Consider the following 11,407-nt stretch of genomic DNA (forward strand, 5'->3'; position numbering starts at 1 on the left):
AGACGACTGTGTGCCGATGAGCGGCAGCTTCCCTTGACGTACGAGATATGCGCCACGAATCATCGGATCTCTCCGGACGAGGAGGTCCCTTGAGAATCCGACTGCTCGCCTGCCTCGCCGCCGCCGTCGCGCTGGTGGCCGGCCTGGTCGCCCCCGCGAACGCCGAGCTCTACCATCCGCGACAGGACTGGCTGCGGGCCTCGACGGCCGGGCTGTTCCTGCACTGGGGCATGTTCACCGCGCCGCGGCACACCGATTGCGCCGCCTGGGAGCGGGACGTCACCGACGGCGGGTGGACGCCCGGCTACTGGATCGACGAGGCCGAGAAACTGGGTGCGTCCTACGTCGTCCTCACCACCTTCCACAGCCGGCTCGGGTACGCGCGGCCGTGGCCGTCGAAGGTTCCCGGCAGCTGCTCGACCCAGCGGGACTTCCTCGGCGAGCTGATCGCCGCGGGCCGGGCCAAGGGCGTGCGGGTCATGCTCTACCTGACCGACGATCCCCAGTGGCACAACGAGACCGGCCACGAATCGCTCGACTCGTCCGCCTACTCCGCCTACAAGGGCAAGTCCGTCGACCTGACCACGCGGCCCGGCTTCGGCGAATTCAGCTACGACCTCTTCGACGAGGTGATGGACCGCTACCCCGACCTCGCCGGGTTCTGGATCGACAACGACAACGAGTACTGGGAGCAGCACGGGCTTTACGAGCACATCCGCGAGAAGCGGCCGTCCATGTTGCTGAGCAACAACAACGAGGACACGCCGATCATGGACACCGTCAGCAACGAGCAGAAGACCGGCATGACGCCGTCCTACGACTACCCGCAGGCGGTCTACACGCCGATGCCGCGCCTGACCGAAGCGGACTACAAGCTGCCGACCAACGGCGACTGGTGGTACAGCGGCGGCGACCAGGCCGTCGACTTCCGGCTCTCCACCGGCCGCTACACCACGAACGCCGGCTCGTCGATCAAGTCGCTGATGGCCGAAACCGCCATGCTGAACGGGAAGTTCCCGCCGCAGCAGGAGGCGTTCAACAACTTCATGGCGTCCTGGACCCAGCCGATCAAGGAGTCGCTGACCGGCACCGAGGGCGGCGGGTACCTGTACGGCGGCCTGCAGCCCGGCTTCTGGAACGACGGCGCGCACGGCGTGATCACGGTCAAACCCGGCGCGAAGACGCAGTACGTGCACGTCGTCACGCGGCCGTCGACGAACCTGGTCCGGCTGCGGGACAACGGCTACCGCGTCACCGGCGTGTCCGACCTACGCACCGGCAAGCCGATGCGGTTCGCCCAGTCCGGCGGCTACCTGTCCATTCTGGACATCAGCGATTGGGACACCTACGACACGGTGTTCAAAGTGGACAGAGCCGGGCAGCAGTACTTCTACGACAAGAGCACGATCAAGGCGACCGCGTCGGCCAACGGGTCCCAAGCGGCGAACCTCGTCGACGGCAGCTACCTGAACTACTGGGACGCCGGCGGTCAGCTCCCGGTGTCCGTGACGCTGGACCTGGGCCGGAAGCGGTCGACGGCCTACCTCGCGGTGCACGAGCGCGAGTCTTCGCCGACGTACGCCCGGGAGTCCTTCGGCCGCGCCGAAGACTCCGCGCGGATCAAGGACTACCGCGTCCACGCCAGTGACGACGGGACGAACTGGCGCACGGTGCGCACCGGCGCCCTGCCCAGCACCCGCGGCGTCCAGTTCATCGACGTCGGCGAAGTGCACGCGCGGTACCTGAAGCTCGAGGTGCTGAACACGTGGTCGGGACCGCAGGCCAAGGCGTTCTACCGGCAGCTCGCGCTCGACGAGGTCGACGTCGCCTACGGCTACCCCGATCCGCGCGGTGAAGTGCCGCTGGAAGCGGAATCGTGGCGCAACGGCTTCGAGGGCAAGGCGACACCGGTGTGGTGCGAGGCCTGCTCGGGCACGACCGCGGTGACCGGTCTCGACCGCGGTGCCGTCGTCTTCCGCGACGTCCAGGCCACCGGGCCGTCCCGGCTGCAGCTGGACACGACGGGGCCGGGAACGCTGTCGGTGAGCGTCAACGGCGCCGCGCCGATCGCGGTCGCCGCACCGGGGGCGATCCCGGTGCCGCTGACCGCCGGGGCCAACACGATCAAGGTCTCCGGGACCACCGGCCTCGACCGGATCGCGGTGGCGCCCCTGCCGCCCGAGTCGTACACGCCCAAGACGACGTTGACCGTGCAACCCACCGGCGTGCAATGGCTTTCGCCCGGTCAGCAGGCGCTGCGGATCACCGCGTCGCTGCGGCTGGACGTCGACGACCCGATCGGCCAGGTGTCGCTCCAGCCGGTCGTCCCGGCGGGCTGGACCCTGCAGGGCGACGCCGCGACGGCGGCGAACCTGGGACTCGGCCAGGTCCTCAGTGGAGCGTGGACCGTGATCGCGCCGTCGGCCCAGGACGCGAGCATCCCGGTGACGGCGTCGTTCCGGACGCTCGGGCGCGCGAAGTCGGTGAGCAAGCCGGTGCAGGTCAAGCCGCGACCGGCGGACCGGGTGTTCGTGCGCGAGGCGGAGGACTCGGCCAACGACATCGGCGACGCCGGTGTCACCAGCTGCCCGGCGTGCTCGGGCGGGCAGAAGGTGCGCAACATCGGTCCCGGCGCCGCGGTGACGTTCCCCGGCGTGACGGTGCCCGCGGCCGGGCAGTACACGCTGTTCCTCGACTTCACCGTCAACGGCGACCGGTCGTACTCCGTGTCGGTCGACGGCGGCGCGCCGGTGGAGGTGAAGGTCAGTGGCGCCGGGAACAACACGCCGTACACCACTCCGGTCCCGGTGACGCTGACCGCGGGCGTCCATGCGATCCGGATCGGCAACGACCGCGCCGGGGCGCCGGACCTCGACCGGATTTCACTGGGTTAGCTCCCGCCGCACCCGGGCCGCGTCGATGTCGACGGCGCGGCCCGGGTCGCCGCCCCGCTCGCTCCACGCGACGGAGACCCACAGTTCGGCGTAGTCACCGCGGTCGACGCGGGGCAGCCGCCAGGTGAGCCGGCCGCCGGTCCGCTCGACGACGTCGCCGCCGACCAGCCGCGACCAGTACGGCGGCACGTGCTGCCCGGCCAGCGAGCAGCGCCGCAGGACGTCGGCCCCCGGCCCGCCGACGCTCACCGCGGTGTCGGCGGTCTCGGCCGTGAAGGCGCTTTCCCAGATGCGCTCCTCCTCCGGCGCGCCGGCCAGCTCGGCCCGGACGACGAACCCGCCGACGTCCTCGCGCGCCAGCACCCGGAAGATGGCGGTCTCGCGGGTGACGCCGGGCAGCCCGGTCGCGGTGGTCCCGCACAGCACGTCGAGCCGCACGGAGTCGTGCCGCCACCGGCACAGCCGCGCGCCGGACTCGAGGCCCCAGGTCAGCTCGGGTCTCGCGGGCACGTTCCATTCGCCGACGCGGACGGCGAAGCGCACCTCGCCGAGCGGGGTGCCGACGTCGAGCGCCCGCGGAACCGTCCGCGACAGGACTTCGGTGTCCAGCATGCAGACATCCTGGCCCCACCGCGGGAGGCAGCGGAAACGCACCGCGCGAACGTCACCCGACCGGGGACCCGGCCGGAGCTTTCGCGTGAAAGCTCCGGCCGGAGAACGTGAAAGTGCCGGTCCGGGTCAGAACGCCGACGTGCCGTTCGGCGTGCCCAGCCCGGTCGGGCCGTCGTACCCGGGACCCGCGGTGCAGAGGTACGTGCCGCCGCAGCTGCCGTTGGACCCCGACGTCACGTCGTTGAGGCCGCTGGTGTGCGCGTACGGGTACGAGCCCGACGTCACCGAGTTGCCCGCCAGTGCGTACACGCTCGCGATGACCGGCGACGACAGGCTCGTGCCGCCGACCTGGACCCAGCCGTCCGCGCCCTGGGCGAGGCCCAGCGACAGCAGGAAGTCGCACCAGGACGACGTGCCGCAGCTGTTGTACGTGTCGTACACCCCGAGGCCGGTGGCCGGGTCCGCGACCGCCGAGACGTCCGCGACCGTCCTCTTCGCACACCCGGTGTCGTGCTGCCAGGCCGGCTTCGGCTCCACTGTGGAGCACCCGCTGCCGCTGCCGCTCCACGTCGTTTCGGTCCAGCCGCGCGTGGTGGTCGCCGCCTTCTTCAGCGTCGTGCCGCCCACCGCCGTCACGTACTGCGAGGACGCCGGCCAGCTGACGCCGTAGCCCGAGTCGCCCGAGGACGCCGTGACCGCGATGCCCGGGTGGTTGAGGTGCGCGTCCGCGGCGAGGATCGTCGAGTCTTCGGCGCCGCCGTAGCTGTTCGAGATCGCCACCACGCCCGGGGTCGCCGCGGCCGTGTCGACCGCCGTCATCAGCGGGTCGGTGTCCGGGGTGCTGGCTTCCACCAGCAGGATGTGGCAGTCCGGACAGGTCGCCGAGACCGCGTCGAGGTCGAGGCTGATCTCCTCGGCCCAGCCGTAGTCCGGCGCGGGCAGCGGGCTCGTCGCGCCGTTCTGGTTGACCTTCTTGAAGCAGCCGTTGGCGGTCGTGCACGGCGAAAGCCCGCGCGCGGACCGGAACTTGGCCAGGTCGGCCTCGGCGGTCGGCGCGTCCTGAGCGTCCACAATGGCCACCGTGCGGCCGTTCGCGTGCAGGCCGCCGAGGTTGTAGGCGGCCTGGATCTCGGCCGGGCCGTAGCCGACCGGGGTGGCGACGACCAGCGGGCCGTTGCCGTTCGGCGACCGGACCGCCTTGCCGAAGCAGTGCAGCTTTCCGGAGGTGGCGCAGCCGAAGTTCACGACACCGCCGCTCTGCAGGGGCGCGGCTTCGGCGGTCGTGGTCGTGGCCACCGTCAGCGGGGCCGCGATCAGGGAGAGGACGACGAGGGACCGGGACAACCGTGGAGACGCCATGGCCTGCTCCTCGGTAGGGGACGAGGGTGGCAGCGGATCGTCGCATGTCACACCATCGAGGTCACCCGACAGAAGAAGGTTTCTCGGTTCAGTCATTCGCCCAGCGTGGTGGCAATGCGACGAAGAGTGACGAATCACTTCACCCGTTCGCGTATTGGTCCAGACAAGTGTTACCGAACCGTGACCGAAGCACCGCTGACTGGGAGCTACTTTGTTGCGACTGGCAACAAATACCTCGTGGATCCCCAACGGCGGAGGTGTCACGGCGTGAACCGGACCTTGGACAAGTTACGACGACGCGGCCCGGTGCTCGCGCTCGTCGCCTCGGCACTGCTGGTGGCGGCCGGGCTGAGCGCCCCGGCGGCGCTCGCCGCGGACGACTACACCCAGAGCGTCACGCAGCTCAGCTCGACGCAAGTGCAGCTCAACTTCACCCCGACGACCCCGGCGCTGTACGTGGACGTCCACTACACCGGCGTTCCCGGCCTCGGCCAGCAGAACGTCCGGATGACCAACGGCGCCGGCAACTGGCAAACCACGGTGGGCGGCCTGAGCAGCGGAAACGTCCTCGACTACTGGTTCACCTACGAGAAGAGCGGCCCGCAGTACGACACGCCGCACTTCAGCTACACCGTCGGCGGCGGGGGCACGACGACGGTCGCCGCGCCGACGTTCAGCCCGCCCGGCGGCACCTACTCGAGCGCCCAGACGGTGACGATCAGCAGCGCCACCTCCGGCGCGACCATCCGGTACACGGTGGACGGCTCGACCCCGACGGCGTCTTCGACCGTCTACAGCGGACCGATCAGCGTCCCGAACTCCCGCACGGTCAACGCGATCGCGCTCAAGTCCGGTTCGACGACGTCCCCGGTGTCGAGCGCGACCTACACGATCGGCACCCAGGCGGGCTGCCCGACGCAGTCCGACACCCCGGACTTCGGGCCGAACGTGCGGATCTTCGACCCGAGCATGTCGGCGGCGACGATCCAGGCCCAGCTCGACACGGACTTCAACAACCAGAAGGACACGCTCACCGCGCAGTTCGCCGAGCGCCGCGTCGCCCACCTGTTCAAGCCGGGCACTTACAACAACGTGCACGACAACGTGGGCTTCTACACCTCGGTGGCCGGCCTCGGCCAGAACCCGGGCGACGTCCTGATCAACGGGGACGTCACCGTCGACGCCTTCAACGCCTCCGACAACGGCGTGGCGCTGCAGAACTTCTGGCGCTCGGCGGAGAACCTGGCGGTCAACCCGTCCGGCGGCAACGAGCGCTGGGCGGTGGCGCAGGCCGCGCCGTTCCGCCGGATGGACGTCCGCGGCGGGCTGCAGCTGTACCCGGCGAGCTACGGCTACGCCAGCGGCGGCTACATCGCCGACACGAAGGTGGCCGGCCAGGCCGCGTCGGTGTCGCAGCAGCAGTGGTACACCCGCGACTCGGCGCTGGGCAGCTGGAACGGCGGCGTGTGGAACATGGTCTTCTCCGGCACCAGCGGCGCGCCGGCGACCACGTTCCCGAACCCGCCGGAGACCACGCTGGCCACGACGCCGGTCTCGCGGGACGTGCCGTACCTCTACGTCGACGGCACCGGCAAGTACCGCGTGTTCCTGCCTTCGCTGCGCACGAACGCGTCCGGTCCGAGCTGGGCGAACGGCAGCACGCCGGGTTCGTCGGTCCCGATGAGCCAGTTCTACGTCGTGAAGTCCGGTGACACGGCCGCGTCGATCAACAACGCGCTCGCCGCCGGCTGCAACCTGTTCTTCACGCCGGGCATCTACCACCTGAACCAGACGCTCAACGTGACCCGCGCGAACACGACCGTCCTCGGCATCGGCTACCCGACGCTGGTGCCCGACAACGGCGTCAACGCGATGCAGGTGTCCGATGTGGACGGCGTCCGGCTCAAGGGGCTGCTGTTCGACGCGGGCACGACGAACTCGCAGGCCCTGCTCACCGTCGGGCAGTCCGGCTCGTCGGCGTCGCACGCTTCGAACCCGGCGACCGTCCAGGACGTGTTCTTCCGGATCGGCGGCGAGATCGCGGGCAAGGCGACCAACAGCCTGGTCGTCAACAGCGCGAACACGATCATCGACCACATCTGGGCGTGGCGGGCCGACCACGGCAACGCGGGCACGGTCGGCTGGACGACGAACACCGCGGACACCGGGCTCGTGGTGAACGGCGCGAACGTGCTGGCCACCGGCCTGTTCGTCGAGCACTACCAGAAGTACCAGGTGATCTGGAACGGCCAGGGCGGGAAGACGATCTTCTTCCAGAACGAGATGCCCTACGACGTGCCGAACCAGGCGTCGTGGAACGCGCCGTCCGGAGTCGCCGGGTACGCCGCGTACAAGGTCGCGTCGAACGTGACGTCCCACGAGGCCTGGGGTCTCGGGAGTTACTGCTTCTTCGACACGAACCCGGCGGTGTCCAGCTACCACGCGTTCGAGGTGCCGAACACCAGCGGCGTCAAGTTCCACAGCCTGCTGACGGTGTCGCTCAACTACCGCGGCACGATCACGCACGTCATCAACGACACCGGCGGCGTGACGCCTTCGGGCACGGTGCCGGTCAACGTGGTCAGCTACCCCTAAGCGGTCCGCCGCCGCGGTGTCAGGCGATGTGCCACACCGCGGCGGCGCCGTCGAGCACGTCCCGGTCGAGCCCGAAGTAGCCCCGCTCCGGTTTGGTGTCGGTGCGCTTCCGGCCGGCCGGGACCTCGGCCAGCCGCCAGGTCTTCGTGCCCTGCTGCAGCCGGCCTTCGTAGGTGTCCGGCGCGGGTTCGCCGAGGCCGAGGGCCGCGCTGTGGCCGAGGCTGCCGGCGACGAACGCGTACCGGTCGCCGAGCAGTGCCCCGACGATCGCGCCGGCGCCGGCGCCCGAACGCTGCAGGTGGCCGTTGTGGGCGAACACCAGCGTCGGGCCGCGGCCGGCCTCGACCGCCCGGATGTCCAGCAGGTTCTCGGCCATGAGCACCGCGCGCAGGCCCGCGAGGCGCGCGATCCGCGTATCACGGTCGCCGGGACGGGCCGACGCCGCGTGGTAGCGCAGCAAGCCGCGTCCCGCGATGGCGTGCACCTCGGCCCGCCGCCAGGCGGCGTCCGGCCGCGGTGCCCGGGCGCGGAGGGCGACGAGCAGGTCGTCGGCGAGCACCCGCAGCTCGCGGGCCTCGGGCGACGCGCCCGGCGACGCCGCCGGGTCCAGGATCGCTTCGGACCGGCTCCACCGCTCGTCGTCGCCGGCCAAAGCCGCGATGTCGACGTCGAGGCCGAGGTAGTCGCGGGCGTGTTCGAGGTAGGTGCGCGGGCTGGGGGCGCTGAACATCTCCATCGGTGCGTCGAAGCCGTGCCAGGTCAGCGGTTCACCGGCGGTCTCGTTGTACTCGCGCAGCCACTGCAGCAGTTCCCGGTTGGCGGGCACCTCGCCCAGGTCGTGCGAGAAGCCGCCGTCGAGCGCGGCCACCCGGTCGGTTTCCAGGGCGATCGAGCGGAAACCGTGCGCGGCGAGCCGGGCGAACAGGTCGTTGCGCAGGCGCGCGAAGGCCGGTTCGAAGTGGGTCGGCTCGCCCAGCGCGAGCAGTTCGGCGGTGAAGTCGGCGATGTCCATGTGGTTGAATCGTATCCTTGAACTCTCGATTGAGACCTGCCGATCTCGCGCGCGAACACGGCCTCTCCACGCAGGCGGTCCGGAACTACGAGCGCGACGGCTTCCTGCCGCCCGCTGCGCGGACGCCGAGCGGCTACCGGGTCTACACCGCGGTCCACGCGGAGGCGCTTCGCGCGTTCCTTGCCCTGGTCAGGGCGTACGGCCACGCGACGGCGGGCGGCATCATGCACGCCGTCAACACCGGCGACGTCGAGCGGGCACTGACGCTCGTCGACCGCGGGCACGAGCAGTTGCTCCGGGACCGCGAAACCCTCAACACGGTCCGCGCGGCCACCGGTGCCCTGCCGGTCCGGGCGGTCCCGGAACCGGCCGGGGCCGCGCGGACCGTCGGCGAGCTCGCGCACCGCCTCGGCGTCACCGCGGCGACGATCCGCGCGTGGGAACGCGCGGGCATCCTGGTCCCCGAGCGCGACCGGGCCACCGGCTACCGGGGGTTCCGCGCGGCCGACGTCCGCGACGCCGAGCTGGCCCACCTCCTGCGCCGCGGCGGCTACCCGCTCACCCGCATCGCCACCGTGGTCGCCCAGGTCCGCACCGCGGGCGGCACGGAACCGCTCGTCCAGGCGCTCGAAACGTGGCAGGACCGGCTGACCGGCCGCGGTCTGGCCATGCTGGCCGCCGCCGCCCGGCTCAGCACGTACCTGGCGTCACGGGCGTGAGCCCTGGTGCAGGCGGTCGTACTCGTGCGCGGCCGAGCGCTGCGTGCGCACCGGCAGCACGTCCTCCCCGTCCTCGTCGTCGACCTCGTTGAGCCCGAGCTGCACGGCGAGCCGGATCTGCTCGCGGTTGTCGCGGACCACGGCGGAGAAGAAGTCGTCGATCCGCGGGTCGAGGAGGACCTCGAGCAGCACGCGGAAGGAGGTGTCGACGCAGGCCCGCACGATCTCGTCGTGGAACGGCAGCCGCTTGAGCTTCCCGAGCTGCGGGTCCGCGGCGATCTTCTCGGCGATGATCGACCGCAGCTCGTCCTTGTGGGCGCCCAGCGACTTGGCCAGGTTCTCCGGGTAGTTGCCGGTTTCCAGCACCTTGACGACCTCGTCGAGCACCGCGATCGTCACCGGTTTCTTGATCGCCTTCACGATCGGCTCGGACAGCTTGTCCACGAGCCGGTAGGTGAACTGCTCGCCGACGGCCCGGTCCGCCGCCCGCCCGATGCGGACCAGCAGCAGCACGACGCTGACGAACCTGTGCGCGGCCATCGCGGGGTGCGCGACCGGGATCATAGCGAACAGCTCGTACCAGTTGCGCACCAGGAACTTCTTTTCCCACCGCCGTTTCCGCCAGCGCCACAGGAACTCGAGGAAGAAGACCGCGCAGATCCCGCAGTCGACGTAGAAGATCACCAGGCCGGTGTCCCGGGCCGGCGGGCTCAGGACCATGAACCCCAGCAACCCGACGGAACCGGCGGCGAGCAGGAGCATGATCCAGTCGTCGGCGCGCACGTTCCCGGGCAGGATGCCGCTGTTGAGCTCGGGTTCACGAGTGACCATGCCCGATGATGGCACGGGCGCCGCTGATCAGCCGGGTCGGACGGCACGTCCGGGTGTCCGGTTTTTGTCCGCTTTTCGTCGTGTTGCGGGCTCTTCCGATAGGGCATCGTGGACAGTGGCGGTCACGGCGAGGAGGAGCATGGAGCGCACACCGCACAGCCGGCCCGCTCCGGCTCCCGGGGATGCGGCGGCTGGCGGCTCAAGGAGCAACGGGCTGCCAGCCCACGCCGTAGGACCGCGCGGGCCGCAGGTCGTGGAACCCCGTGCGCACCTCACCCGCGTTGTCCAGGAACAACGGCTTGCGCGCGGTCAGCGGATCCTGCGCGTCCTTGGAAAACTCCCCGTCGATCCGCCACACCCGCACCGGCGGCTTCGCCCGATCGAACCGGACGTTCAGGTCGAAACTCTCACACGGGAACTCCGGCGTGCAGCAGTAGAACGGCGACGGCAGCTCCGCCACCCGGATCCGGAAGAAGAACTCGTGCTCGTCCCCCGCGTCCAACGGCTGCGGCGGCCGCAACGTGAACGCCACCCGCGACGAACTCACCATCCGCACCGAATGCACCTCACCCCCCGCGACCACGTCGATCCCCAGCCCCGACAGCTCCGGCTGCCCCGCCGTGCTCGCCGTGCTCGCCGGACGAGCCAGCGAAATCGCGTGCTCCACCTCGGCCAGCCCCGCCACGTGACTGACCACCCGGCGCGTCTCGAACACCTCCGCCTCCGCCACCCCGGTCAACGTCAGCCGCACCGCCAGCTTCGACGTGTGCCACGGACCGTCCTGGCTGACGCCCGAGAAACCCCCGTACGGCGCCGGCGCCCCGTACGCAGCCTCGGCCAGCAGGTAGATCACGTCATCGGCACGCCGCTGCATCGTCCGCACGTTCCGGTCGGCCCCCGACCCCAGCAACTCCAACCGCTGCGTGTAGCGCTCGCTCGCGCCGGTACCGAAACCCAGCACGATCCGCGCCGTCGACCGCTGCGAATCGGGCAGCACCTCGATCAGCCGGCGAAGCGTTTCCACCACCTTGGCGCGCACCGTTCCCGGGTTGTCGTCCTCACCGACACCGCACACTTCGCGCAACCGTTCGCCGACGAGCGCAGGCAGGGTCTTCGCTTGGATGCCCAGGCCTCTGCGAAGCAGTTTCAGCTCCGCTGACAGAGCGTTGATCTTCGCTTCGGCCGCCTCCTGAGCCAAGCCGCACCTCCGTCTTGGTCGTTGCGGGGGAGTCTACCCACCTTCGCCGTCCGCCACGACGGTGTCACGTGTTTCCGGCCGTTTCCGGATCCGGGAAACAGTGCAGGTCCGCGGTTTCCTTTAGTAGGCAACGGGAAACGCCTGTCGCCGGGCAATTCGCCGGGTCAAGCTTGTGTCGTCGAAATCC

At 70.4% G+C, this 11,407-nt stretch carries 8 protein-coding genes; 3 read left to right on the plus strand and 5 right to left on the minus strand.

The genetic code is table 11. The features are described from left to right. Positions 1–89 precede the first annotated feature (89 nt). Entirely contained in the window at positions 90–2,894 is a 2,805-nt protein-coding gene (locus ACLJPY_RS29100; protein ID WP_410593204.1) for an alpha-L-fucosidase, read from the plus strand. Here the strand turns inward: ACLJPY_RS29100 and ACLJPY_RS29105 are convergent. Both ACLJPY_RS29105 and ACLJPY_RS29110 read right to left on the minus strand, forming a co-directional pair. Then, positions 2,883–3,506, minus strand: a complete 624-nt coding sequence (locus ACLJPY_RS29105; RefSeq protein ID WP_410593205.1) for a hypothetical protein — start codon at positions 3,504–3,506, stop codon at positions 2,883–2,885. The two genes, ACLJPY_RS29100 and ACLJPY_RS29105, sit on opposite strands and share 12 nt — an antisense overlap. A 126-nt stretch (positions 3,507–3,632) precedes the next feature. Further along, the gene (locus tag ACLJPY_RS29110) at positions 3,633–4,865 is read right to left on the minus strand and encodes a peptidase S8 (protein WP_410593206.1); all 1,233 of its coding nucleotides are present in this window, start codon (positions 4,863–4,865) and stop codon (positions 3,633–3,635) included. Between the two features lie 267 nt (positions 4,866–5,132). On the opposite strand from ACLJPY_RS29110, the gene ACLJPY_RS29115 reads away from it, so the two are divergent. Further along, positions 5,133–7,460: a chitobiase/beta-hexosaminidase C-terminal domain-containing protein gene (locus ACLJPY_RS29115; RefSeq protein ID WP_410593208.1), complete on the plus strand. Its 2,328-nt coding sequence runs from the start codon at positions 5,133–5,135 to the stop codon at positions 7,458–7,460. Positions 7,461–7,479: 19 nt separating this feature from the next. Here ACLJPY_RS29115 and ACLJPY_RS29120 read toward each other — a convergent pair whose 3' ends face one another. Continuing rightward, positions 7,480–8,472, minus strand: a complete 993-nt coding sequence (locus ACLJPY_RS29120; protein WP_410593210.1) for an erythromycin esterase family protein — start codon at positions 8,470–8,472, stop codon at positions 7,480–7,482. Positions 8,473–8,489: 17 nt separating this feature from the next. Here ACLJPY_RS29120 and ACLJPY_RS29125 point away from each other — a divergent pair, with 17 nt between their 5' ends. Further along, complete coding sequence (locus ACLJPY_RS29125) at positions 8,490–9,191, plus strand: MerR family DNA-binding transcriptional regulator (RefSeq protein ID WP_410593211.1); 702 nt, start codon at positions 8,490–8,492, stop codon at positions 9,189–9,191. Here ACLJPY_RS29125 and ACLJPY_RS29130 read toward each other — a convergent pair. Further along, complete coding sequence (locus tag ACLJPY_RS29130; protein ID WP_410593212.1) at positions 9,180–10,022, minus strand: ion transporter; 843 nt, start codon at positions 10,020–10,022, stop codon at positions 9,180–9,182. The two genes, ACLJPY_RS29125 and ACLJPY_RS29130, sit on opposite strands and share 12 nt — an antisense overlap. Before the next feature lie 199 nt (positions 10,023–10,221). Next, positions 10,222–11,220: a hypothetical protein gene (locus ACLJPY_RS29135; RefSeq protein WP_410593214.1), complete on the minus strand. Its 999-nt coding sequence runs from the start codon at positions 11,218–11,220 to the stop codon at positions 10,222–10,224. Positions 11,221–11,407: the final 187 nt, after the last annotated feature.

Source organism: Amycolatopsis sp. lyj-23 (assembly GCF_046549135.1).
In the GTDB taxonomy this organism is placed as follows: Bacteria; Actinomycetota; Actinomycetes; order Mycobacteriales; family Pseudonocardiaceae; genus Amycolatopsis.

What these genes read in the sequence shown, in the direction of transcription:
- ACLJPY_RS29120 (WP_410593210.1), bottom strand. Translation starts at nt 8,472, where the DNA reads ATGGACATCGCCGACTTCACCGCCGAACTGCTCGCGCTGGGCGAGCCG.
- ACLJPY_RS29110 (WP_410593206.1), bottom strand. Translation starts at nt 4,865, where the DNA reads ATGGCGTCTCCACGGTTGTCCCGGTCCCTCGTCGTCCTCTCCCTGATC.
- ACLJPY_RS29130 (WP_410593212.1), bottom strand. Translation starts at nt 10,022, where the DNA reads ATGGTCACTCGTGAACCCGAGCTCAACAGCGGCATCCTGCCCGGGAAC.
- ACLJPY_RS29105 (WP_410593205.1), bottom strand. Translation starts at nt 3,506, where the DNA reads ATGCTGGACACCGAAGTCCTGTCGCGGACGGTTCCGCGGGCGCTCGAC.